Source organism: Pseudodesulfovibrio indicus, assembly GCF_001563225.1.
Lineage (GTDB): Bacteria > Desulfobacterota > Desulfovibrionia > Desulfovibrionales > Desulfovibrionaceae > Pseudodesulfovibrio > Pseudodesulfovibrio indicus.
This window is the reverse complement of record NZ_CP014206.1, coordinates 3,933,095-3,956,465: the sequence shown is the minus strand read 5'-3', so window position 1 is coordinate 3,956,465 and position 23,371 is coordinate 3,933,095. Positions and strand designations below refer to the sequence as shown.

The window sequence follows — 23,371 nt, the reverse complement described above, 5'->3', positions numbered from 1 at the left end:
GGATCGAGGCAAGGGGGCTCGGATTCCCCGCCGGGTTGACACCGCATCACCCCGGCGGCATGGTGCGCCATGCTCGTCCGAATCCTTGTCTACGTCGCCCTCGGGCTGTTCGTGTTCACGGCCCTGCGCTTTGCGCTGTTCCTGCTGTCCAACGGCTTGGCCGGATCTATGGCCGACATCCGGCGCGGGACCGGCAACCTCTGGCTCGCCCTGGCGCGCGGGCTGGGCACGGCCATGGCCGCCGACCTGATCGCGCTGCCGAGCTGCCTGGCCCTGGCTTTGCCCGAGGGCGCGGCCGGGAAGGGCGTGCCGGTGCTCCTGGTCCACGGGCTGTACCACAACCGCACCGCCTGGCTGATCTTTGCCCGCAGGCTGCGCCGGGCCGGGTTCGCCAACGTCCACACCTACGGCTACAACACCTTTACCAAGGATTTCGGCGCGGCCATGGAAGGGATGCGCGCCAGGCTCGACGACCTGCTCGGCGACGATCCGGACGCGCGGGTGGTGCTGGTGGGCCATAGCCTGGGCGGGCTGGTCTGCCGGTGCGCGGCGGGCGATCCCCGGTTCCGCGACAGGGTGGCCGGGCTGGTCACCCTGGGGTCGCCCCACGGCGGCAGCGAACTGGCCTGGCTCGGCGGCAACCGCATGGCCCGCGACCTGATCCCCGGACGGGCCATCTCCCGCGCCGTGGCGCAGGCCCCGGACCCGGACTGCCCCCGGCTGTGCGTCTACACCCTGACCGACGACTACGTCTTTCCCCTCGACCACCTGCGCACGGGCAGGGACGGCTGGACCGAGCGCGTCTGCGCGCCCATGGGCCACGTCTGGATGCTCTACTCCCGGCAGGTGGCGGCCATGGCCCTCGGGTTCCTGGCCCAACTGAAGGACAAATAAAAAGGGCCCCGTTCGGGGCCCTTTCTTATCGGTGGTTATTCTCCGGTGACTTCCAGGATCTTGGCCTTGAGGTCGTCCGGCTTGAACGGCTTGGTGATGAAGGCGGTCACGCCCGTCTTGGCGGCCAGTCCCTGCTGGGAGGCCTCGGATTCGGTGGTGACCATGATGATCGGCACGTCCTCCATGCCGGGGGTGGAGCGGATCTTGCCGACCAGCTCCATGCCGTCCATGATCGGCATGTTCATGTCGGTGATGACGACTTCGAACTCCTCGCCCTGCTCCACGTAGTCGTAGGCTTCCTCGCCGTTGGTGGCCATGAACGGCTCGAAGCCGAGGTCCGTGAGGATGGCCCGGTGCATGGCGCACATGGAGCGCGAGTCGTCGGCGGCCAGGGCCTTGCGGGTCCCGGTGGTCAGGGTGGGCAAGCGGTCCAGGTCCTCCTGGGCGCGGCTTCCGCCGATCTCGCCCAGTACGGCGCGGAACTCTTCCACGACCTCCGGGTCCTTGGACTCGGCCAGGGCGTCGATCAGCGCATCGCCCGCGCCCTGGTTTTCGTACAGGGCGTCGAAAACCGCGGTCGCCTTGGAGGCGATGACCGCCTTGGCCAGCCTGTCGGACTGCTCGTCCGCCTTGGCGATGAGCGCGGTCAGGGTGGAGATCATGCCGGGATTGACGTGCTTCTCCAGCCCGCCGATGACCGCCATGAGGATCAGTTCGTCGGTCTCGGACAGTCCGTCCACCAGGCAGATGATGCCCTTCATGGTGCCGATGCGGCCCAGGGCCTCGTACACGGCGTAACGGACGTTCGGGTCCTGGGCCAGCCCCTTGTCGAAGGCGGCCACCAGCCCGGCGGCTCCGCCCCGGTCGCCCAGGAAGCCGAGCACGTTGGCGGTCAGGATCTTGCTGTCCGTGTTGCCGGTCTCGAACTCGGCGAGCAGCATGGGGATGCAGTAGGACCCGACGTTGACCAGGGCGTCGGTGATGATGCGCCGGACCGTGGGGTTCTTGTGGTGCAGGGTGGATACCAGGAAGGAGATGGTGTCCTCGCCCACGTTGTGGGCCAGGGCGTCAACGGCCTTCCAGGTGGTGATGTCGCAGACCTCGAAGCGGTCGGGAGCTTCGCTGTCGGTGATGATCTGTTTGAATTTCTCTATGGACTCGGCGTCGCCGAGCTTGCCCAGGGCCTCGATGCAGGAGGACTGGATGAAGGAGTCCTCGTGGTCGAGGAAGGTGCGGAACACGGGGAGGGCGACGGAATCCCCGATGCGGGCCAGGGAAGTCAGGATCTCCATGAGCCTGTCGAGGTCCGCCTCGGACCGGGCCAGTTCGACCAGGGGTTCGGCGGCGGCGCGGATGGCGTATTCGCCGGCCACGCGGATGCACAGGATGCTGAACCCTTCGTGGGGATCGCTCAGTCCTTCGACGACCTTGTCCTCGTTGCTGGAGAGGACGGCGTTCAGGGCGTTGACCACCATGTAGTCGATGGAGGTGTCCCCAACCGGGTTCTTGAGCAGCTCGATCAACCCTGGAAGGGCTTCCGTGTTCTTGCTCCCGGATATCTCGTTCAGGATCGTGATCTGATCCAGAAATTCCTTTTCTCTGAATTTTTCAAGCGGTGCCATGACGTCTCCACTGTTGGATTAAGGAAGGCAGAGCCTACTCGAAACAGAACTCGATGGTGAAATCCCCGTCCTTGGTCCTGAAGGGGATGGCCATGATCGGGGCCTTGGCCATGTGGGAAACGGTGTGCCCATCCCCCATAACCACCGTAGGCGTGGAGCCCTGGAACACCAGTCCCTTTTCCGCCAGCCCTGCGCGGGCCTGCCCGGAAATCATGTTCGTCAGCTCGCCGACCGCGTCCTTGACATCCTGCATGATGTCGTCGATCTCGTCGCCGAGCATGTTCTTGACGATGGCCACGGCGCACCCCTTGGAAAAGGACAGGGATACGGACCCGTTTTTCTCGCCCGTTATGCCGACCATGCCGGACACGTCGCCCGCGGCGACATTGTTTCTCTTGACGTATGGTTTGCCCACCTCGGGCCGAATGAAGGCCATGGTGGACAAGACATCTATGGCTGCTTTTATGAAGGGCTTGGCCAGCTCGACGTCCATGCTCTCTCTCCTTGCGAATATGGATATATTACTGTCTGTTTCCGCTCTTAACCGTCTGTTAAGAATAGATAAAGGCGTATCGGCCGTCTCGTCTCTCATCGGGATGGCACGTCGCCGCTTTTTCAGTTCGTACCCGACTATGCGAGCGAGGGTCAAGGTGTGTATAATATTAATAATACGACGTCCGGGTTTTCCCTTGCCCCATGTCCGGGGGCGCGGTACTCCCGAAGTCACCCATGAGCGACATGCCCGCCAGCGATTTGCCGTGCCCCTTCGGGGCGGACCAGACCGCCGCGCTTTTCGCGGCCTCCCTGTTTCCTTTCAACGTTCTTTCCCGCGCGGCCCTCTCGCCGCCCATGCCGGTCGTCCCGAAGAGCCCGGGCTTCATCCGCGCCGGGGCGGACTGTCTCCTCCCGGCCGTGGCCGTGTCCATCGCGGGGCCGCGCCGGAGGCGAGGCTTGACAGGGGCGACCTCCGTTCATACTTTCATTTGAATTCAACAGGAAGCGTACCACATGAGCACCTACACCATTCATCCCATCGTCATGGGAACCAAGGTTTTCGACAAAGGCATGATGACCTACCAGCACGGGTACGGCACTCCGTACACCATCCCCATCTACACCTGGTACATCGAGGGCGGCGACAAGAACATCCTGGTGGACACCGGGGAGATGCAGCCCATCGTTTCCGAGGAGCGGGAAAAGGCCATCGGCGGCAAGATCTACACCTTCGAAGAGGGGCTGGCCAAATACGGCCTCAAGCCGGAGGACATCGACATCATCATCCACACCCACCTGCACAACGACCACTGCGAGAACGACTACAAGTGTCCCAACGCGACCATCTACGTGCACGAGAAGGAGATGGAGTCGGTCTACAATCCGCATCCCCTGGATTTCCGATACCTTGAGGACTACGTGGACGACGCCAAGGAGAACGGCCAGATCGTCACCGTGGACAAGGACACCGAAATCCTGCCCGGCATCACCATGATCCACACCCCGGCCCACACCCCGGGCGGCATGTCCGTGAAGATCGAGACCGACAAGGGGTCGGTGCTCATCTGCGGGTTCTGCACCATCCTGGAGAACCTGGACCCGCCGGTGGAGGTCAAGGCCATGGAGATGGAGGTCATCCCTCCCGGCACCAACACCGGCCCCTACGAGGCCTACGACATCCTGCTCAAGGCCCGCGACATGGCCGACTATGTCCTGCCTCTCCACGAGCCCAAATGGGCGTCCATGGAGACGGTGCCCGAGTAAGACCGCAAAGAGGCCTCCCCCCGGAGGCCTTTTTTTCTTTGCAATATCCCGGAGGACCGGCGTAGGCTGCCGTCCATGTCTCCCGTCATTTACGCCATCCTGCCCATCTTCGGGCTGATTCTCCTCGGTTTCGTCCTGCACCGCATCGACTTTCCCGGCGTGGGGTTCTGGCCCCTGTCCGAGCGGCTGACCTACTACGTGCTGTTCCCGGCCATGCTGGTCGCCGGGCTCTCCGGGCGGCAGTTCGACAGCTCCTCCATGGGGCTGGCCCTGACCCTGATCGGCGCGGTCTGCCTGGTGGGCGCGTTCCTGGTCTTCACCCGGACCGCGTTCCGGCTGGACGGCCCGGTCTTCACCTCGGTCTTCCAAGGCGCCATCAGGCCCAACACCTACGTGGGGTTGTCCGCCGCGGCCGGACTGCTCGGCCCGGACTGGATGGCCCTGTCCGCCGTGGCCATGCTGACCCTCATCCCGCTGGTCAACGTGCTCTGCGTCATGGTCCTGTCGCGCCACGGCAGGCACGGCGGCGGACTCGGCAAGGTGGGGCTGGAGCTGATCAAGAACCCGCTCATCCTGTCCTGCGCGGTGGGCATGCTCATGAGCGCGCTCACCGTCCAGCCCCCCGGCGTGGTCCTGGAGCTGCTGACCATCCTCGGCAAGGCGGCGCTGCCCCTCGGCCTGCTCGCCGTGGGCGCGGGATTGCGCTTCGAGGGTGTCTGCGCGTGCTCCCTGCCCGTGGCCCTGGCCTCCCTGGCCCACCTCGTGGCCCTGCCCCTGGCCGCCTACGGCTGCGCCCGGCTGCTCTCCGTGGACGGCCCGGCCCTGACCGCCGCGCTCATCTTCACCGCCATCCCGGTCTCGGTCTCCTCCTTCATCCTCGCCCGCCAAATGGGCGGCGACCACCGGGTCATGGCCCTGATCATCACCGCCCAAACCGTCCTCTCCGCCCTGACCATGCCCCTCATTCTGGCCCTGCTGGGGTAGGGGAGGCCGGAGCCTCCGGCGGTCGGGGGAAGGGGGAGAGAAACCTTTTGAGAAAGGTTTCTCTCCCCCTTCCCCCGAACCCCCATCCCCCTCTCTTCCAAAACTTTTTGTTGCCGCTTCGCGGGGCAGGGCAGCGGGAGATTTCCTTCCGAATCTCCTCCGAGGCACTATCCCAAACAGCCGCCATATCAGCCGACACAGGCCAAAGGTTCCTGGAGCGTCTTTGGGGCGCAGCCCCAAACAGTCGCTTTCATATCCCGTCCACCCGTCCGCGAAGGGGCAGCGGCTCTCTCTCAAACAAAAGAACCTCCGATCATCTTTAGCGACGGTTCTCCACCCTCCAACAAAGGAGAGGAATCCCCCCGCCAACCCAAAACCCCTTGATTACATCCGAAAATTGAGTGACTATGCCGCTGATTTCCTGTTCAAGGCACCACAAGGAGTATGTAATGGCCAAAGATTTCAGAGAATATCTCGTCGAGGGCGGTCGCCACGGCGAGTTCGGCCGCGTCTTCAAGGAGCTGGCCGTCGGGTTCAAGGTGTTCGTCTCCTTCCAGGCGAGCGAGGTCCACGCCTCCACCCCCGAAGAGACCCTGGACGACATCTACCAGTACACCCATTGGGAAGTGTCCATGCGTTCCACGACCCCGCCCATCGACACCCCGGAGGTCGGCCCCTGGATGTACTTCCGCGAGAAGGAATGGGCCGAGCCGTTCGACCGCCCGGAATACCAGCGGGCCATGGTCGGCGAATTCATCCCCACCGAGCACTGCCAGCAGATCCTGGAGGACGCCGTCGCCTACGCCATCGAGAAGGGGCACATCGCGTCCGAGGCCGAGATCCGCACGGTGGAGCCGGACGAGGAAATCAAGAAGACCACGGGCTGCGGCGGCTGCGCTTCCAAGAAGAAGCCCGCCAAGAAGCCCAAGGCCGCGCCTGCCGAATAGCGCGTTCAGAGCCGAGCCGAGGCCCGTTTCCCCAAGGGAAGCGGGCCTTTTTTATGCGAAGAAGAAGGTCAGGACGATCACGTAGACCAGGGAGGGGAGCAGGTTGGCCAGCCGAATCTCGGTCAGCTCCAGCAGGTTGATGCCGATGCCGACGATGAGCAGGCCGCCGCACCCGGTGATCTGGGCGATCATCATGTCCGAGAAGTACTGCTGGAAGAAGGAGGCGCCCAGGGTGATGGTCCCCTGGTAGAGCAGTACCGGGATGAAGGAGAAGATGACGCCCGTGCCGTAGGTGGCGGCAAAGGCGATGGCCGCGAATCCGTCGAGGATGGACTTGGTGTAGATGACGGTGGCGTCGCCCCGGATGCCTTCCTCCAGGGAGCCGACGATGGCCATGGCTCCGATGCAGAAGAGCAGGGAGGTGGTCACGAGCCCGTCGGTGAAGGTTGCGTTCTTGGACCGGACCAGCTTCTTGAACCGGTTGCCCGCCCGCTCCAGCAGGGTGTCCAGCCGCAGCCATTCGCCGGTGATGCCGCCCAGGAGCACGGCGAAGATGACGATCAGGATGTTCTGCACCTTGAGGGCCATCTGGATGCCGATGAGCAGCACGCACAGCCCCAGTCCCTGGAATACGATGGAGCGGATGCGCTCCGGGAATCGGGACTGCAGGAGGCAGCCGATGGTGGCGCCGCCGATGATGGCGCAGGCGTTGACGATGGAACCGATGGGCAGCATGCATGTATCCTTGTTCAGACGAAGTCGAATCGTTCAGCGGTGCTACCACCAAGCGGGTCGTGTGACAAGAATATTGCGGCACCCGCCGCCCAGGAAATCGCGGCGTCCCGTTCCATTCTCCGCCGCCCCCCTCGAAGTCGGGAGAGTTTGGCCGCATTACCCGCGTGGCCGCGTCCTCCCGCCCCCGCCGCATCCTCCCGCACCCGCCGCGTCCGTTGCGTCTCGCCGCCTAGAACCTGCCCGGGAGCGCCTCCCATTACCCCCGGGTGAAAAGCCCCCCGGCACGGCCTCCCCCGCGCCCTCCGTCCCATAAGAACATTGACAGAAACCACAACCCTGCCCTATGAGAATACCTCTCCCACGCCAGGGTGGCGGAATTGGTAGACGCAGCGGACTCAAAATCCGCCGGTAGCGATACTGTGAGGGTTCGAGTCCCTCCCCTGGTACCAGAATGAAATCAGCGGCTTACGGTGCAAATCGTGAGCCGCTTTTCTGTTATTTTCCTGACTGCATTGTCTTCATGCCCCACATTTGCCCCATGTCAAATCACATTTGGTTGTGTAAGAGCGCATTTTTATGAAATAGATATTCGCATCGTGTTTATCTGGAGGGCGTATGGGCGAAGAAAATATTGGCTTGCCAGTTAAGATATCAGTTGAAGCTGATTTGACAAAATCATGTGAACAGCTGGCGGAAGCAACCCCAAAGGGATGTAGGAAGATTGCGCATTTGTTGTGGGGTAAACGAGATGCAAATGTCACTCGGCATAAGGCCTTGACCCTTGCACAGACCAAAATGGATGTCGAAAAAGTTCTAGCGGGGCGATTGGAATACCGTGATGGAGAACTTGTTCAGGCGGGGGCCTGTTCAAAGACAATAGGGAGCGAATACTGGCAGCGTGCTATAGAGCAGGGTGTCGGTAATGTGGCAGGGAATGTTCGTGTTGCCATTCAGGCGTTAGCTGATATTCCCAATGATCAAGTTTCAGATGAAGATGTGGCACCGGATTGGTTTGCTCGTTGGCGCAGAGAGGCGGAGGTGGTCGGCGATGAAGATATTCAGCGTCTTTGGGGCAGGTTGCTCGCTGAAGAAGTAAAAAAACCAAAGTCCATAAGCTATAGGACGTTGGATGTGTTAAAAAACATATCGATATCGGAAGCTAATTTGTTTATGAAGATAGCCCCTTTTGTTATATTTGGAATATTGCCATGTAACCCAGCTAATAACGAATATCCAGACAATATTACTACTAACGATATAATAGTATTAAATAATGCTGGGTTAATTCATCAGAGTACTTTTGGGGTGAGGAGAAGCTCGGGACTCAAAGGGGTCGCCGACGGGGAAGACTTTACATTTGTGGAGTGCGGTGAAGTGGTGTTTTGTGAATTTTTACGATCAGATGAAATATCTATATCTGGTCTTGTATTGACAGATGCTGGAGAGCAAATATTAAAAATATGTGATGCAAAATGGTTTAGTGTTGACAGTGCAGGCATTCTTTGGGGGCATGTGCAGAGTTATATTAATCCTAAGAAAGGGTTTTTCCGGGTATATAAAATGGATAGGGATCGAAATATTGGTGAACCCGTATGTGAAGTCGATAGGTCGTGAGTTTGCAGTTTGGCAAAGTAGTATACATGGATTGTTTTTAAAACAGAAGTCTCTATCGGTAGGGGTGTGGTTTTTGTCCTTTGGGTATGCCTATTTGATTCTTATTTTAGGGGTGGGCGGGTTGTCGCATATGATGTTTACCAGAAATAATGATTCTCTCAGCCCAAAAGAAGACTTCCTTTTGTAATTGCCTTATTTGATTTTGGCACTTGGAAATACCAATTCATTAATAACAAATAGATAGATTCTTATTCAATTCATTCACATTTGGAGCCGGAAGATGGAAGCTAAAGATTTACTAGCTGTAGCGAAGAAAGGGCGATCTCTCGGATATAAGTCATTTGTTGAAAGGAAAACTCCAGAATTGGTATTTGTTTTTGTGGAACCAATTGGCGGTGGGGCCGTTCAGGCAGTTGAAGAATTAAAGCGAAAATTGAAAAGTCCCCGTTTCGATTACAAGATTCACGAAATATCACTTAGTAAAGAACTTGATGTAGAGGCGAAAGCACAAGGAATACCAGAGCCGCCGTTGCATGAAATGCTGGAAAATCTACATCCGAATATCTCTTTGGAAGCTAAGAGGATTAACCGCCTTCAGCAACTAGGTAACACCTTGCGGGATAGGCGCGGAAATGATTTTCTTGCCAGAGTCGCAATAAATCGAATCGCAGAATATAGGATGAAGCATGGTATGGAGCAGGCACAAGGGGGGGTTCCTGTTCCAAAACCTTTACGCGTGGCCCATGTTATTAAGTCTATCAAACATAAAGAAGAGTTGACTTTACTCAAGGCTGTCTACGGGGAGTTGCTAACATTAATTGCTGTTAGCGGAGACCATGATCAACAAGTCCACAATTTCCACCCAGAGGCAAATACACAAGAACAAAATAAGAGGCTTAGAAAGGAATATGAAGTATTGTCCGCCATTGATCAAGATGAGGGCATTGATAACGGCCAGCAGGTCCGCGATATCTTTTACAGGGCAAACTTGTTCCTCAATAATGATCGAGCTTCAATAGATCAGTCTTTGACTACCTTTTTAGACTTATTGTTTGGCATTAAAATTAGTAGTCCTAGCATTGATGAGAGGATGATGTTTGAAGCATTTTCAGCTAGCTGGAGATCTACCTGCCTATCAAGGCAGGTCGGCGCTGCTATTTCAGATGAAAGTGGTGAATTGGTCTCCATTGGTTGGAATGATATTCCGTTCTTTGGAGGGGGGTTGGCGACAGATTTTGAAGGAAAGGGAAAAGATGCTCTTTGCAAGAGTAAGGGAAGATGTCGAAGTTCAGAAGAAATTGAAAAGATGCTGAAAAATATGTACGAAAGGCTCCAAGATGCTGATTTAATATTAAAAAAAGCATCTTTCAAGAAGGTGAAAGCGGTATTAAAAAAAGCCGGTGTTTCAGAGCTGATAGAGTTTTCCAGAGCAATTCATGCAGAGATGGAAGCGTTGTTGAGTGCGGCAAGGACGGCTAAGGCCGGTATAAGTGGGGGCACTATCTACGTGACCACATACCCTTGTGAAAATTGTGCAAAGCATTTGATTACAGCCGGTATTAAAAAAATAGTGTATATTGAGCCATACCCTAAAAGCAGGGTCTTGGCTTTTTTTTCAGATTTCATCGCTGAGGACAATAAGCCTGCGGGCGAAAATCAAGTATCTGTTTCTCAGTTTGTCGGCATTTCGCATGAATCATACCCTTTGCTGTTTAAGAAAAGGTTTGCTAGAAAAGGAAAGGACGGCAGGTGTATTGATAGTGGGGAGAAGCCAATTCCCATTACCAACGTATATTTAGACAGCTATACTCTGTATGAGAGTTCAATCGCGCAGGAGGTTAGCGATGAGTCAAAAGGATCAGCTGCGACTTCCAATTGAGCGTGTTTCGACTAAACAAGAAAGAAAAGGGCACGAGATAAAACCCAGCAATATTACTGAGTTGAGTGCGTTCAAACGGGAAAAAGAGCAATGCGATTCAAATCGTAGAATGAAAGAGTACTTGGATAGCTATAAAATTTTTGTCTAGTTTAATTTACATGTTTTCTTGATAGGGTGTGCATCTTGCACACCCTTTTTTTGTGGAGTAGTCTAGTTCCCTTTGGGGTAAAAACCATCAAGGCGCGGGCGATCAGCCGACTACTTCTATGTGTTCCTATACTCCATTGAAACGGTTTACCATCCACATTGGGAGCAGCTGATCGAGAATAGCCCGATCCCTGCCAACTATCAAGTCATCGTTCCTGATCCATCTGTAACATCCCGTAAATTTTGTTTATTACAAAGCAAAAACTGCCTACCCCTAGGGCTACATGTCCGGCAAATCCGAACCGAGCATTTCGACATATTCTGGTCCCAAGATATCCGGGCGATACAAAGAGGGGAAGTAGTACGGCATGACATGGATGGAGAATGCCACCTTGAGAGGGGCGCGGTGACTTTCAGATGTTAATAACCCTTCGTCCAAGAGCTGCCGGACAATCCTTCGGGATGAGGTCTCACTTGTATTAAGAATCTCAGGCGCTTGGCCCCTGGGAATCTGCCCTTGCATGAATGCCGCCCTTAGCAAACGTGACGCCTTGAGGGGGAGCTTGGTGCTTCTTTGCGAGCGCTCTCGGACAAACCACTCTATGCGCTGTTCGATCTTTTCTAGTCGTAATTGCTTGGTCATGAACTGAATTTGGTCAAGACAGACTCCTAGAAAAAAATCGCAGAAATCAGCCAGACGCTCATTCAGCGATTCAGGTGTGTCGTCAGGGGCGGGATCAACGGAAAACAAGTTAATCATATATTCCTGTCTACTTCTTGAAAGCCCCCGGGAAAGTGACCACAGGTTGCCGCGATTGACGTCGGATCGGGCCATGAACAGTCCGGAATGGAGACGACATACACGGCCGTTGCCGTCTCGAAATGGATGGAGCCAGGTAAGCTGATGGTGAGCTGCGGCCATAGCAATCAGCTTTTCATCTCCGTGATACCGGGCCACATCATATTCAGTGGCATACTGTTTCAGGTGAGCGGGGAGGTTCTTGTAATTCGGCCCATGGGTCCCAGCGTCCCTGTGGATCGCCACTTCGAGATCCCGGAATTCGCCAGGTCGGACCTCGATGTCGGTGAACCCGTTTTCTTCATGCGTGAACAGGTGCTCCGGTGGAAGGTGGGAATAAAACTCTCTATGGATACGGCTCAGCATTTCCGGCGAGCTGACATTCATGCCCGGATTCAGCCGTACTTCTTCCATAAGCGTCTTTTCTGCGACAACGTGCGCCCGGCAAAGCTCTTGGGCGTACCGGCAATTGTCATCGTCGCTGTAATGGTTGTTCAGGGCCTTCTCAATGTCCGGGATAAAGGTTCGATGCCCTTCGATGAGGTTGCTGTAAAAGGAGTTGATGAGGCGCAACTGATCCCCGAGGGCCTGGGCCGTTTCAAGCGCTACGCGGCCTTCCAGGCCTGCCGAGGCTGTCAAGACTTCCTGGGCGAGGTCCTTGAGAGGGCCAAGCTCTTTGCCTTGCGGCATGATTGGCTTCAAAACAGCCTCCTTTTGGCTGGTTCATTGGCTGGTTGTGACTGTAATCTAGTTATCTAGATATACTTGACTTAATTTCTAGTCAACCTAGCTACCAAGCTTGAATTGGCTGGTTCTTTGGCTGGTTCTTTGGCTGGTTTTTGGGCTGCTGCGCCTGTTAACTTAACTATGCCTATTCTCATGGTAAAAAAGTTGTGGAAGTCGTGTGTAGACCATTTTTGTTGAGACCATGAACGCCTAACCGGGAGGATTTTTCGGCAAGCCATTTAGGATGGCTTCCCCGTTGGAGATAAATCCATCAAGGCGCACCCGGTCAGCCGACTACCGATCAAGCCGATTTTCACCTTTTCGATTTCAACAATTCCATTTAACTTTCTAGAAATACGACCTTTATTTGAAATTACTGTCTGGCTGTACCGGAAGAAACAACTGGCAGGGGGGCAAAAAATGCCACCTAGCCGTTTAGGATGGCTTCCCCGTAGATCATAGGATCATTTCTCCGCCCATTTAGGTGAGCGTCCCCGCAATCAGAGGAACGTTTCCCCAATCGCTTAATCTGGCCATTATTTCGATCTCTCATGAACACCTGTTTGATCGACTTAACATCATGTTTTTCTTGACTCTACTGGTGATTTTGAAGTTGGAGAGGATCTCCCTTTTGGAATCATAGGATGGCTTCCCCGTTCATTTAGGATGGCTTCCCCGTTGGGATCAGCCGCCCAAGGCGCACCCGATCAGCCGACTACTTGTATGTGTTGCCTTTTCTCCGTTCATAAACACCAACGAATTGTAATACTTGGTTTTTATAACTCCCGCCAAAACACCCCTAGCTCTTTCTGTTGCAGGTCGGGCGGTTGGGGCGGATGAATACAGGTTCGAAAAACCCGTCAAGCATAATCGATCGACACCAACCTGTTTTTTAACGACGGCTGCGTGCATTCTGTCGACATGAAGTCGTTATTGAACGACACCGCCGTGTTTCGCCCATTTGGGCCGAAAAACCCATGGTACGCTCTCCGCAAACAAATAAAGGGCCGTCAGCTCAGTGGCCCGGAGGATATCTTATGAGCGTATTTGAAATGAGGCTGAAGCATGACCGGAACGGTCGAATCGTGGAGAAAACCGAAATCGTGGCCGGTAGGCCCGTTGTCTGGAAGTATGCCTACGACAAGGCCGGAAGGCTTACCGAGGCGCACCTGGACAACCGGCTTATCTGCCAGTGCTGGTACGACCGGGAAGGCCGCCGCCAGCGGGACTACTTCCCGGCCACAGTGGGGTCCGGCTATCGCGATTATCGCTATACTCTGGACAACCGGCTTATGAGCGCTGGAAACAACGGGTACACGCACGACGACAACGGGTTCCGTTCCATCTGGTCGAACGGCGGCACGTACCACCTGTACGAGTACGCGCCGGACTACCGGCTGCTCAAGATGGAGGTGGAGAACCAGGGCCGCGTCTACGCCTACCGACACGACGCGCAGGGCCGACGGGCCGCCAAGTATCTCAACGACCAACTTGTCGAGGCCTACCAATGGCTCGACTTCGTCCGGCTCGGCGCGAACCACGACGGGCGAATGGGCTACGAGTTCGGGTACGGGGACAACGAGCGGCTGCCCTCGGCCATGCGGCGCGAGGACGGGGCCGTATTCACCTTGCATTATGACCAGGTCGGCTCCCTGCGCGTGGTTGCCGATGCGGACGGCGACGTGATAAAGGAAGTCCTCTACGATCCCTTCGGCGGGATCATTGAGGACACCAATCCGGGCCTGCGCGTGCCCATCGGCTTTGCGGGCGGCCTGCATGACCGGGACCTGGGATTTGTCCGCTTCGGCTGGCGGGACTACGACCCCTTCACCAGTCGGTGGACCGCGCCCGATCCCATCGGGGACAAGGGCGGCGATCCGGATTGGTATGGCTATTGTTTGGATGATCCGGTGAACATGCATGACCCCATGGGGTTGTTCGCTTGGGTGCCGGTTGCAGGAGCCGCGATTGGGGCAGGCTCCAATGCCTACGACAATTGGGATGATTGGAGAAGCGGCAAGATGAGCACAGGGAACTATGCCAAATCGGTCGGCTTGGGCGCTGCGACCGGCGCGGTGAGCACCATGGGCGGAGGTATTGGTTCAACTCTTCTGTTTGGTGGCGGTGCAGCTGCCTTGAATGAAGCCGGGAGCCAGTATATCAAGAAAGGCAAAGCCGATGATGTCCGGAAAGTCGCTGCATCTGGAATAAGTGGATTAATAGGCTCCGGAGCAGGAAAAGTCGTAGGGAATGCCGGAAAAAGCATTGGTCGAATCACCCCACCCAAGACATTACCTATCGAGCCTATCAAGGATGCGGGGAAACTTGGTGCTGTTGTAGGTTCCTCAACGACTACAGAACTAACTGATAGCTGGCTTCAAAAGGCCCTTGAGCAAAAAAGGAGGGCCCAATGAAAATGATTGCTGGCCAGATATTCTTATCAATTGCCTTTGTACTATGCACTTGGGGCGGGTTGATGGATATCCGAAAATGGTACCGTACCCGTCATACAGACCTTCGCCAGTTTTCATGGAAACGTTGGTTCAACAAAGATGAAGGACTGAATCCGCGTGAAAAGCTTATCAACGGGATCATCTATATCACCATTGGTGCGTTTGCGGCATTGATTCTCCTGTCCTCCCTTTAGATTCACCGACACGCCCGAGGCAACAGTCTCGGGCGTGTTTGATTTGTTATGGTTAGTGCTGGGCGGCATCGTCATCTGGCGGGCTGATTTTCGTAAGGCGATCATAACGGCCCGTACTGCCCTCGCTCATCAGGGAAGCAGTCAAATTTGAAAAGGAGAGAGGTGGGTTCACTTCTTCGGACCAGCAGGCGGCAAAACTAAGGTGGACAGTTTCACGGGCTATACCGCCTTTCTGGGGCAAGCCAGAGGGGTTAACCCCTCTGGCTTGAGTTGCTGATATATCTCCATCGGCTTTCTGCCGTCAAAGATCTTGTGTGGACGGCGGTTGTTATAGAACTCAAACCACCAGGCCAAGGTCCGGCGAAGCTCGCTTCCGGTCTCGATCTCCCGCAAATACACGCATTCATATTTCAACGAGCGCCAGAGACGTTCGATCATGACGTTGTCCATCCAGCGGCCTCGACCATTCATCGAGATTTTGGCTCCAGCCTGCCTGAGCGTCCGTGTGAACTCGTAGCTCGTGAATTGCGAGCCTTGGTCGGTGTTGAAGATGTCCGGCACGCCGTATCGGTTCATGCCTCTTCCAGGGCTGCCACGCAGAAGTCAGCGTCCATCGTGTTCGACAAACGCCATGACAGCACGGCTCGACTATGCCAGTCCATTATCGCCACAAGGTACAGGAAGCCACGCCGCATAGGGATGTACGTGATGTCCGCACACCAGACCTGATTGGGGTTCGTTATTGCTCGGTGCCGCAACAGGTACGGATATGTCTTGTGTTGCGGATGCGGCAGGCTCGTCTTCGGTTTCTGATAGATCGCCATCAGCCCCATCTTGCGCATGAGCCGACGCACGCGATTACGCCCGACGAAATGTCCTTCATCTCGCAGGATGTTGCGCATTTGCCGGGAGCCGAAGAATGGCAGATCCATGAACAACTCGTCGATGCGTTGCATCAACGTCAGGTTGTACTCGGACTCGCCGATCGGCTGGTAGTAATACGTTGAACGGTGCAGCTTGAGGATTTCGCACTGCCGCCGGACACTAAGCACCGGGTGGCCCGTGTCGACGATTTCACGCCTTCGCTCGCAGCTCAGATTTTGGCGAAGGCTTGTTGCAAAAAATCCTTCTCCACGGTGAGCTGCCCGATATTGGCGTGAGGCTCTTTTATGAGCGCCTCATCGCTTTGCTGGATCTTCTGAGGCTTGCCGGCAAAGCCAGCAGCAACCTGCTCTTTGGCCTGCTTCTTTCATTGGGATATCTGGTTGGCGTGAACGCCATACTTGCTGGCGATCTCGGAAAGGGTGTGCTCGCCGGACAGAGCATCCAGGGCGACACGGGTCTTGAACTCGGCAGTAAACTTTCTTCTTTGCTTGGACATCAAAAGCCTCCTTCAGGCTTCTTACGTCCACCTTAGCTACTGGTCCAGTTTTCCGAACCCACTTCAGCGATCTGAAGCGGCGGGAGATGATGGAGAGGGTGTTTTTCCACGACATCATGAACACCGCCGGAGGTGCGCGCAACCTGGTCGAGCTCCTCCTGGGCGATGATGATGACGATGTCCGGGAGTCCCTCGAACTGCTCAGCCTGTCCCTGAACGGGCTGGTCGGGGAAATAGCGAGTCAGCGGGATCTCGTGCTGGCTGAAAACGGCGATTATCCCATCAGCAAGACGGCGATCCTGTCCCGGTCCGTGGTCGAGGACGTGGCCCGGGAGCTGCGCCGGCATCCCGTGTCCGCCGAAAGGGAAATCGCCGTATCTCGGGATTCCTGCGATCGGGTGCTGAAAACGGACCTCTCCTTGCTGCACCGGGTCCTGGTGAACATGGTCAAAAACGGCCTTGAGGCCACTCCGCCCGGGGGAACGGTGCGGATCGGCTGTTCCAGCGCCAACAAATACGTGGTCTTCGAGGTTCGGAATGACCAGGCCATGGATCAGGCAACCCAGTGCCAGATTTTCAAGCGTTTCTATTCGACCAAGGGCAGGGGGCGCGGGGTGGGCACCTATTCCATCAAGCTGTTGACCGAGAACTACCTGGGCGGCAGGGCCGATTTCACCTCCAACGCCCAGGTCGGGACCCTCTTCAGGGTCTTCATCCCCGAGTCCGGCTAGCGGCGGGGGATTTGCGGGCCGGGCCGGGTGTGCTACAGGGGTCTTGCGCACCGCGCGCAGCCCCGAAACCCCTCCCCGGAGAGCCCGACACATGCGCATCATCACCACCCACACCGGCACCGATTTCGACGCCCTGGCCTCGGTCGTGGCCTGCACCTTCCTGTACCCGGGAACAATCGGGGTGCTGCCCGACATGCTCAACCCGGAGGTCCGGCAATTCCTGGCGCTCCACGGCAACATCCTGCGGATCAAGCCCCGGCGGGGATTCGACCTGGACCCCGTGTCCTCCCTGGTGGTGGTCGACGCCAACAGCTGGCGGCGGCTGGACCGCATGGACGCCCTGGCCGGGCGGGACGGGCTGGAGGTGATCTGCTGGGACCACCACATGGAGGGCGTGACCATCGAGAGCGGCGAGACCCACCGCGAGGAGGTCGGCGCGGCCGTGACCCTGCTCCTGGAGGAGCTGAAACGGCGCGACGCGGCCATGGCCCCCATGCACGCCACCCTGTTCCTGCTCGGCATCTATTCCGACACCGGCTGCCTGCGCTACCCGTCGGTCACCGCCAGGGATGCGGCCATGGTCGGTTATCTCCTGGAGAACGGCGCGGACCTGAACGTGGTCTCCGCCTACCTGGACGACACCGTTGACGACGCCCACACCGAGGTCTTCGGCAGGATGCTGGAGGAGTCGGCGACCGTGACCGTGGGCGCGGCCCGCGTCGGGATCAGCGCCATGCAGGTCAAGAGCGGGCTGACCTCCCTCGGGCCGCTGGTGGAGAAATATCGCGAATTCAAGGGGCTCGATGCGGCCTTCGGGCTGTTCCAGGCGGACTCGCAGAAGTGCATGGTCATCGGTCGGGGCAAGCCCCGGTTCATGGACATCGGCCAGGTCATGCGCGCCCTGGGCGGCGGCGGGCATCCCGGTGCGGGATCGGCCATCATCCGCAAGACCGGCCCGGAGGAGGCCGCGCGCCGGGTGCAGGCGCTCCTGGCGCAGGGATGCGGCGACAAGACCGAGGTGCGGACCGTGATGTCCGATCCGGACAAGTTCATGATCGACGAGGACGCCTCCATGGGCCAGGCCGTTCAGCGGATCGCCGAGGGCAACGGCTGCGGCCTGATGGTCTGCCGGGGCAGAACCTTGCTCGGCGGGCTTTCCCTGCTCGAATGCGCCAAGGCCGAGGACACGGGCAGGCTCGACGTGCCGGTCAAGGGATACACCCGGCGCAACATTCCGAGGCTCGCCCCGGACGCGGGCTGCCGCGAGGCGATCGGACTTCTGTGCGATGCCCGCGAGGGGCTGCTGGCCGTGGTCGAGGGCGAGGAACTGGTGGGCGTGCTCACCCAGGTGGACCTCATGTTCCAGGTCTACGATTTCTGATCTTCGCGCGTCAAATCCTGGGCCAAGGCCCTATGGGGCCGGATCAGGCGGGGCGTCGCCGTGGGCGACGCAACGATTCCGGCCGCTGGTCTTGGCCTGGTAGAGGGCCTGGTCCGCGAACCTGAGCAGGTGCTCCAGGTCGGGAACGTTCTCGGAGAACTCGGCGATGCCGAGGCTGATGGTGAAGTCCACCACCACGCCGTCCTGGATGGTCACGGTGGTGTCCTCCGCGGCTTTGCGCATCTTTTCGGCCACCAGCCTGGCCGACTCCAAATCGGTATCCACGAGCAGGGCCGCGAATTCCTCGCCTCCGAGACGGCCCAGGATGTCCGTGCGCCGCATCGATTCGGCCACGGCCCCGGTCAACCCCACGAGCACCTGGTCGCCCACGTCGTGGCCGTAGGTGTCGTTGACCAGCTTGAACCGGTCGGCGTCGAACATGACCAGGCAGAGCGGGTGGCCCTGCCGTCTGGCGCGCTCCAGCTCCAGTTCGGCAAGTTCCGTGAAGTACGCCCGGTTGTTCAGGCCGGTCATGCCGTCGATCCGGGCCAGCCGGGTCAGCTCCTCCAGGAACCGCTTGCGTTCGGTGATGTCGCGCAGGATGCCCACCGCGAAATATTCGCCCTCGACCTGGAAGGCGCTGACCGACCGCTCCACGGGCAGGATGGAGCCGTCCTTGCGTACCGAATCGAATTCCATGATGGACTCCATGACCGGGCCGGTGCCGGTCCCGGCGAACCGGCGAATCCCCGCCTTGGCGTCCTCGTGGTAGGAGACCGGGGCGATCAACTCGTGGATCTCCTTGCCCATGGCCTCTTTTTCGGTCCAGCCGTACATGCGTTCCGCCGCCGGGCTCCAGAACAGGATCCGGCCCCGGGCGTCGATCATGATGAAGGCGTCGTATGAGGCGTCGGCCATGGCCGTGAGCTTGAGCTGCTCCTTGCGCAGGGCTTCCTGGGTGCGGACCTGCTCGGTGATGTCGAGGATGGTGCCCACCACGCGCAACAGCCGTCCGCGCGGGCCGTATTCCCCTGCTCCCTGGACGTGGACGTGGATCTGCGAACCGTCGGCCCGGTTGATCCGGTGGAACAGCGAGAAGGGTTCGCGGGAATGCTCGGTCTTTTCCAGGGCGCTTTTGACGGCGGGCAGATCATCCTCCGGGATGCGTTCAAGCAGGACGTCGAGGGACGGCTCGAATTCCTCCGGGTCCACGCCGTAGAGCCTGTAGACCTGATCGGACCACCAGCTGACGCCGGTGCGCATATCCAGTTCCCAACTACCGAACCTGGCTATGGCCTGGGCCTCGTTCAGGGTTCGCCGGGTCTTGAGCAGGATGTGCTTCTTGCGCATGCCCCGGTAGAGCATGAACAGGATGACGAGCACGAAGCCCATGGTCAGCAGGCGGAACTCCACGGCGTGCGTCGGGCGGGAATCCCAGCCTCCGCCGGGCGCGGCAGCGATGACCCAGGTGCCGGAAGGAAACCGGACCGCGACCTTTACCGGGGCCGCCTTCGGGGCGAAAAGGGTTTCCTCGCCGAAGATCATTTCGCCGCCTTCGCCCGCTCCGTCCACGCCGCGCAGGGCGATCCGCAACCCGGTCCGGGTCAGCCCGACTTTCTGGAAGAGGCGGTCGGTGTCGATGACCGCGGAAACGATGCCCCAGAACTCCCGCTTGCCGTTGAAGGTAGCGAATACCGGGGCGCGGCCGATGATCCCGCGTCCGCCCTGGATCAGGTCCAGGGGACCGGCAATGACCATCCGCCCGGTCTCCATGACCTTCTGGACCTGGGGCCATTGTTTGGAATTGGCCCGGTAATCGAAGCCGATGAGCCCCTCGTTGCCCGCAAGGGGATGGACGTAGGCCATGACGAAATCCGGGGCTGCCGCCAGGTTGCGCAGCAGGGGGTCCCAGGCGAGAACGCCCTTGGCGTACTGCTCGAACTTGCGCTGGTTCATGTCGGGGGTGACGGAGATGAAGTTGGCCGTGCCGTAGATGAGCGAGAGATTCTCGATGAGCTCCTTCTCCAGGTCGGCACGCAGGGTGGAGACGCGGTTCAGGACCGCCAGCCGTTCTTCGCTCCTGCTGCGGGTGAGAAGTTCATACTCAAGGACCCCCTCCACTCCCGCGGAGGCGAGGACCACCAGGATGGCCGCGAAGAGGAAACGTGCGATCATTGCTCCTGCCCGTATGGATTGGTGTCGTGTCCCGGATGGGTTTTCTTGATACCCATAGCGTACTTCGGGAGCAAAGAAAAAGCATGGGCGTTATAATTTTTTTGAATTGCGCGCGGATCACCTCCGGATGAGCGCCCAGGTCTCGATGCGCACCCGGTTTTCCGTCCAATGGCTCTTGTAGCCCATCTTGGGGCCGCTCAGAGGCCCCATGTCATAGCGGGCCGCGCCTTCCTCGCACAGCCAGCCGACCTGCTCCACCTGCATCAGGTTGCCGATGGAGAATTCCTTCCACTCGTCGTCGTAGCTGAACTGCTGTCCCCGGTAGACGGCCCCGGCCAGACCGCCGAAGATGAAGCCGATGTCCCGGCCGTCCCGCCGGGCGAAGATGATCCGCGAGCCGTTCAGCAAGGCGAGCCGCCGCATCATGGCGTCGTAGAATTCGAGCGCCGGGGTCTCGGCCATGCCGCACCGGCCGATGCCCTTCCAGCTCCGGGACTCCACGTCGAGCATTCGGGCGTAGACTTCGGCGGCCTCGGACTCGGCGACCGGGGCGTGGCGCTCGAAGGTCACCCCCTGCTCCTGCGTCCGCTTCCGCTGTTTGCGCAGCTTCTTGCGGTGGTTGGCCGAGCGTCGGGACAGGAATCCGTCCAGGCCGCCCTCCAGGGACGCCCCGCACTGCTCGCTGGAGGCCAGCAGGTAGAAGTCGAAGCGGTCGGCGAAGGCCCGGATCAGGCGCGCGGGCAGGGGGCCGTCCGGGCGCACGCCGCTGATCACGATGCGCGGAAAGCGGGGGGCGTAGCGGCGCTCGATCTCGGGCAGCAGCTCCTCGAATAAGGGGACCGCGTCGTGGCCCAGCAGGGGACAGCCGAAGCACCAGTGGGCCTCGATGGGGGTCAGGAAAATCTCGTCCGGGGAGGGAGCGTGCTCGGCAAAGGCCAGGACGTTCCCGCCCGAGGCCTCGATGAGCAGGCGGCGGCCGGGGTTGAAGGCCTCGTGATAGGACATCTGCCACTCCGGGGCGCAGCAGAACGGGTCGCCCTGACCGGTGGTGACGGCGGCCCTGATCCAGGCCTCGCGCTGGGCCACGGGGGAGCGGGGCGGGTAGAGTTTGAGTTCCAAAATCGGTCTCCCTGTGCGTCCCTCCTCAATGCCAGACTTGGCCTCCCCGGTCGAGGGGAATCCGTTTTCGGGCTGGTTTCCGTGCGGAGAAAAGGATCGAGGTTTCCGAAATAATTGGATTGATATGGCCCGGGGGGAGGCGTAGGTATATGGGTGGAGACGGCCGTTTTGCACGCCCGGGCATGTCGGCTCGGACGGGACGGCCGTTCAGCATACAGGAGAATTCTTATGCGCAAACTGTCTCTTTCCCTCGTTCTCGTCTTCACCGTCCTCTTCTCCGCCACCGGCTTTGCCGCCGAACCGGTCAAGACCCTGCCCGGCGACATCACCCTGGCCCAGGCCCAGACCATCCTGGCCGCCGCCCTGAAAAAGGCCGAGGAGATCAAGATCCCGATGAACATCGCCATCGTCGACGCGGGCGGCAACCTCAAGGCGTTCTACCGCCAGGAAGACGCCTTCATCGGCAGCATCGACATCTCCATCAAGAAGGCGGTCACCGCCCGCTACTTCAACATGCCCACCCGCGCCCTGGCCGCCGCCTCCCAGGTCGGCCAGCCCCTCTACGGCATCGAGGTCAGCAATGACGGCCTGATCATCTTCGCCGGCGGCGTGCCGCTGGTGGACAAGAACAACGTCATCATCGGCGCCATCGGCGTGTCCGGCGGCAGCATCGACGAGGACGAGAGCGTGGCCATGGCCGGCGCAGCGGTCATCAAGTAACGCTCCCCGCACAACACCCGACGGCCCGGCCGGGAGAATCGTCTCCCGGCCGGGCCTCGCTATTTTGCCGACGGGCGTTTCGTTGCGCCGCTGCCGCCAAGACTGTTGACAGTCGATGCAACTGTGTTGCATTCTGCAAACAGGTTACACATTATTCCACGTATTCGGAGGTGGATGTCATGGCGGTTTCGAGTTTGATTCGGAGGGTGTTGCCCCTGGTCCTGGGGCTGATGATGGTGCTGCCCGGCTCCGCGCTGGCCGGCGTCAGGGCGTTCGTGTCCATCCTGCCGCAGAAGTATTTCGTCGAGCGCATCGGCGGGGACCTGGTGGACGTGGAGGTGCTGGTCATGCCCGGGGCCAACCCGCATATGTACGAGCCCTCGCCGCGCCAGATGACGGCCCTGGCCGGGGCGCAGGTCTATTTCGCCATCGGCGTCAACCTGGAAGAGGTCTGGCTGCCCAGGCTGGCCGACGCCAACCGCGCCATGCGCATCGTGCGCGCCGACCAGGGCGTGGACAAGATTCCCATGGCCGCCCATCATCACGACGAAGAAGGCGAGGAGCATGACGAACACATGCACGACGGCCATGAGGCCGAGCAGGATCATGACCACGGCATCCTCGATCCGCACATCTGGCTCGACCCGGTGCGCGCCGAGACCATAGCCCGCAACACCTGCGCCGGGCTGGTCGCCGTGGACCCCGGCCACCGCGCCGAGTACGAGGCCAACCTGGCCGCGCTGCTCAAGGACATGGAGACGCTCCACGCGACCATCTCCCGGACCCTGGCCGCCGTGCCGGAGGACAGACGGTCCTTCCTGGTCTTCCATCCGTCGTGGGGGTATTTCGCGGACCGTTACGGCCTGACCCAGGTGGCCATCGAGGCGGGCGGCTCCGAACCCGGCCCCCGGCACCTGGCCGAGATCATCGAGCACGGCCGGGAGCTGCACGTCTCCGCAGTCTTTGTCCAGCCGCAGTTCTCGCAGCGCAGCGCAGCGGTCATCGCCTCGGAGCTCAAGGCCGCGGTCGTCCCCCTGGACCCGCTGGCCGAGGACTGGAAGGACAACCTGCTGCACGCCGCCGAGGCGTTCGGCAAGGCGCTGCGCTGAGGA

At 59.1% G+C, this 23,371-nt stretch carries 18 protein-coding genes, 1 tRNA gene and 1 pseudogene; 13 read left to right on the top strand and 7 right to left on the bottom strand.

The features are described 5' to 3' along the window. Window positions 1–69: 69 nt before the first annotated feature. Window positions 70–894 carry an esterase/lipase family protein gene (locus AWY79_RS17995; protein ID WP_066806850.1) on the top strand — a complete coding sequence of 275 codons (825 nt, stop codon included), beginning with the start codon at window positions 70–72 and terminating at the stop codon, window positions 892–894. A gap of 35 nt (window positions 895–929) precedes the next feature. Here the strand turns inward: AWY79_RS17995 and AWY79_RS17990 are convergent, their stop codons facing one another. Both AWY79_RS17990 and AWY79_RS17985 read right to left on the bottom strand, forming a co-directional pair. Beyond that, window positions 930–2,516 (bottom strand): HEAT repeat domain-containing protein, encoded by a 1,587-nt coding sequence (locus tag AWY79_RS17990; RefSeq protein WP_066806849.1) that lies wholly within the window; start codon window positions 2,514–2,516, stop codon window positions 930–932. A gap of 34 nt (window positions 2,517–2,550) precedes the next feature. Then, window positions 2,551–3,009 carry a chemotaxis protein CheX gene (locus AWY79_RS17985; RefSeq protein WP_066806848.1) on the bottom strand — a complete coding sequence of 153 codons (459 nt, stop codon included), beginning with the start codon at window positions 3,007–3,009 and terminating at the stop codon, window positions 2,551–2,553. A 515-nt stretch (window positions 3,010–3,524) separates the two neighbouring features. Between AWY79_RS17985 and AWY79_RS17975 the strand changes: the two genes are divergently transcribed. The 3 genes from AWY79_RS17975 to AWY79_RS17965 all read left to right on the top strand — a co-directional run bounded on the left by AWY79_RS17975 (window position 3,525) and on the right by AWY79_RS17965 (window position 6,205). Then, complete coding sequence (locus AWY79_RS17975) at window positions 3,525–4,274, top strand: N-acyl homoserine lactonase family protein (protein WP_066806846.1); 750 nt, start codon at window positions 3,525–3,527, stop codon at window positions 4,272–4,274. 75 nt (window positions 4,275–4,349) lie between these two features. After that, window positions 4,350–5,258 (top strand): AEC family transporter, encoded by a 909-nt coding sequence (locus tag AWY79_RS17970; protein WP_066806845.1) that lies wholly within the window; start codon window positions 4,350–4,352, stop codon window positions 5,256–5,258. A 449-nt stretch (window positions 5,259–5,707) separates the two neighbouring features. Continuing rightward, a complete protein-coding gene (locus AWY79_RS17965; RefSeq protein WP_066806844.1) occupies window positions 5,708–6,205 on the top strand; it encodes a hypothetical protein in 498 nt (165 codons plus the stop codon). 51 nt (window positions 6,206–6,256) lie between these two features. Here the strand turns inward: AWY79_RS17965 and AWY79_RS17960 are convergent, their stop codons facing one another. After that, on the bottom strand, window positions 6,257–6,940 hold the full coding sequence (locus AWY79_RS17960; RefSeq protein ID WP_066806843.1) for a DUF554 domain-containing protein: 684 nt from the start codon (window positions 6,938–6,940) through the stop codon (window positions 6,257–6,259). A gap of 362 nt (window positions 6,941–7,302) precedes the next feature. Here AWY79_RS17960 and AWY79_RS17955 point away from each other — a divergent pair. The 3 genes from AWY79_RS17955 to AWY79_RS18505 all read left to right on the top strand — a co-directional run bounded on the left by AWY79_RS17955 (window position 7,303) and on the right by AWY79_RS18505 (window position 10,433). Continuing rightward, window positions 7,303–7,389: transfer RNA gene (locus AWY79_RS17955), tRNA-Leu, on the top strand. 166 nt (window positions 7,390–7,555) lie between these two features. Then, the gene (locus AWY79_RS18510) at window positions 7,556–8,554 is read left to right on the top strand and encodes a DUF2806 domain-containing protein (RefSeq protein WP_078063863.1); all 999 of its coding nucleotides are present in this window, start codon (window positions 7,556–7,558) and stop codon (window positions 8,552–8,554) included. Window positions 8,555–8,834: 280 nt separating this feature from the next. Continuing rightward, window positions 8,835–10,433: an anti-phage dCTP deaminase gene (locus tag AWY79_RS18505; RefSeq protein ID WP_078063862.1), complete on the top strand. Its 1,599-nt coding sequence runs from the start codon at window positions 8,835–8,837 to the stop codon at window positions 10,431–10,433. 427 nt (window positions 10,434–10,860) lie between these two features. On the opposite strand, the gene AWY79_RS18500 is transcribed toward AWY79_RS18505, so the two are convergent. Further along, a complete protein-coding gene (locus AWY79_RS18500; protein WP_078063861.1) occupies window positions 10,861–12,081 on the bottom strand; it encodes a Fic family protein in 1,221 nt (406 codons plus the stop codon). Between the two features lie 1,061 nt (window positions 12,082–13,142). Between AWY79_RS18500 and AWY79_RS17940 the strand changes: the two genes are divergently transcribed. After that, entirely contained in the window at window positions 13,143–14,519 is a 1,377-nt protein-coding gene (locus tag AWY79_RS17940) for an RHS repeat domain-containing protein (RefSeq protein WP_066806840.1), read from the top strand. Next, complete coding sequence (locus AWY79_RS17935; RefSeq protein ID WP_066806839.1) at window positions 14,516–14,752, top strand: hypothetical protein; 237 nt, start codon at window positions 14,516–14,518, stop codon at window positions 14,750–14,752. The genes AWY79_RS17940 and AWY79_RS17935 overlap by 4 nt, the downstream gene beginning before the upstream one ends. Before the next feature lie 219 nt (window positions 14,753–14,971). On the opposite strand, the pseudogene AWY79_RS17930 reads toward AWY79_RS17935, so the two are convergent. Further along, window positions 14,972–16,133: pseudogene (locus AWY79_RS17930) on the bottom strand (IS3 family transposase). 89 nt (window positions 16,134–16,222) lie between these two features. Between AWY79_RS17930 and AWY79_RS17920 the strand changes: the two are divergent. Together AWY79_RS17920 and AWY79_RS17915 are read left to right on the top strand one after the other, a co-directional pair. Beyond that, window positions 16,223–16,864: a sensor histidine kinase gene (locus AWY79_RS17920; protein ID WP_158509912.1), complete on the top strand. Its 642-nt coding sequence runs from the start codon at window positions 16,223–16,225 to the stop codon at window positions 16,862–16,864. Between the two features lie 91 nt (window positions 16,865–16,955). Then, window positions 16,956–18,245, top strand: coding sequence for a DHH family phosphoesterase (locus AWY79_RS17915; RefSeq protein WP_066806835.1), 1,290 nt, complete (start codon window positions 16,956–16,958; stop codon window positions 18,243–18,245). Between the two features lie 30 nt (window positions 18,246–18,275). On the opposite strand, the gene AWY79_RS17910 is transcribed toward AWY79_RS17915, so the two are convergent. Together AWY79_RS17910 and AWY79_RS17905 are read right to left on the bottom strand one after the other, a co-directional pair. Then, the gene (locus AWY79_RS17910; protein ID WP_066806833.1) at window positions 18,276–20,420 is read right to left on the bottom strand and encodes a diguanylate cyclase; all 2,145 of its coding nucleotides are present in this window, start codon (window positions 20,418–20,420) and stop codon (window positions 18,276–18,278) included. Window positions 20,421–20,537: 117 nt separating this feature from the next. Further along, a complete protein-coding gene (locus AWY79_RS17905) occupies window positions 20,538–21,539 on the bottom strand; it encodes a GNAT family N-acetyltransferase (protein ID WP_233490959.1) in 1,002 nt (333 codons plus the stop codon). Window positions 21,540–21,767: 228 nt separating this feature from the next. Here AWY79_RS17905 and AWY79_RS17900 point away from each other — a divergent pair, with 228 nt between their 5' ends. After that, window positions 21,768–22,259, top strand: a complete 492-nt coding sequence (locus AWY79_RS17900; RefSeq protein ID WP_066806831.1) for a GlcG/HbpS family heme-binding protein — start codon at window positions 21,768–21,770, stop codon at window positions 22,257–22,259. Between the two features lie 179 nt (window positions 22,260–22,438). Further along, window positions 22,439–23,368, top strand: coding sequence for a metal ABC transporter solute-binding protein, Zn/Mn family (locus AWY79_RS17895; RefSeq protein WP_199533827.1), 930 nt, complete (start codon window positions 22,439–22,441; stop codon window positions 23,366–23,368). Window positions 23,369–23,371 lie beyond the last annotated feature (3 nt).

Excerpts from the sequence above, each read along its gene's own strand:
- AWY79_RS17975 (WP_066806846.1), top strand. The coding sequence starts at position 3,525 with ATGAGCACCTACACCATTCATCCCATCGTCATGGGAACCAAGGTTTTC.
- AWY79_RS18510 (WP_078063863.1), top strand. The coding sequence starts at position 7,556 with ATGGGCGAAGAAAATATTGGCTTGCCAGTTAAGATATCAGTTGAAGCT.
- AWY79_RS17915 (WP_066806835.1), top strand. The coding sequence starts at position 16,956 with ATGCGCATCATCACCACCCACACCGGCACCGATTTCGACGCCCTGGCC.
- AWY79_RS17995 (WP_066806850.1), top strand. The coding sequence starts at position 70 with ATGCTCGTCCGAATCCTTGTCTACGTCGCCCTCGGGCTGTTCGTGTTC.
- AWY79_RS17970 (WP_066806845.1), top strand. The coding sequence starts at position 4,350 with ATGTCTCCCGTCATTTACGCCATCCTGCCCATCTTCGGGCTGATTCTC.
- AWY79_RS17895 (WP_199533827.1), top strand. The coding sequence starts at position 22,439 with ATGGCGGTTTCGAGTTTGATTCGGAGGGTGTTGCCCCTGGTCCTGGGG.
- AWY79_RS17910 (WP_066806833.1), bottom strand. The coding sequence starts at position 20,420 with ATGATCGCACGTTTCCTCTTCGCGGCCATCCTGGTGGTCCTCGCCTCC.
- AWY79_RS17965 (WP_066806844.1), top strand. The coding sequence starts at position 5,708 with ATGGCCAAAGATTTCAGAGAATATCTCGTCGAGGGCGGTCGCCACGGC.
- AWY79_RS17920 (WP_158509912.1), top strand. The coding sequence starts at position 16,223 with ATGGAGAGGGTGTTTTTCCACGACATCATGAACACCGCCGGAGGTGCG.
- AWY79_RS17960 (WP_066806843.1), bottom strand. The coding sequence starts at position 6,940 with ATGCTGCCCATCGGTTCCATCGTCAACGCCTGCGCCATCATCGGCGGC.
- AWY79_RS17900 (WP_066806831.1), top strand. The coding sequence starts at position 21,768 with ATGCGCAAACTGTCTCTTTCCCTCGTTCTCGTCTTCACCGTCCTCTTC.
- AWY79_RS17990 (WP_066806849.1), bottom strand. The coding sequence starts at position 2,516 with ATGGCACCGCTTGAAAAATTCAGAGAAAAGGAATTTCTGGATCAGATC.
- AWY79_RS18505 (WP_078063862.1), top strand. The coding sequence starts at position 8,835 with ATGGAAGCTAAAGATTTACTAGCTGTAGCGAAGAAAGGGCGATCTCTC.
- AWY79_RS17935 (WP_066806839.1), top strand. The coding sequence starts at position 14,516 with ATGAAAATGATTGCTGGCCAGATATTCTTATCAATTGCCTTTGTACTA.
- AWY79_RS17940 (WP_066806840.1), top strand. The coding sequence starts at position 13,143 with ATGAGCGTATTTGAAATGAGGCTGAAGCATGACCGGAACGGTCGAATC.
- AWY79_RS17985 (WP_066806848.1), bottom strand. The coding sequence starts at position 3,009 with ATGGACGTCGAGCTGGCCAAGCCCTTCATAAAAGCAGCCATAGATGTC.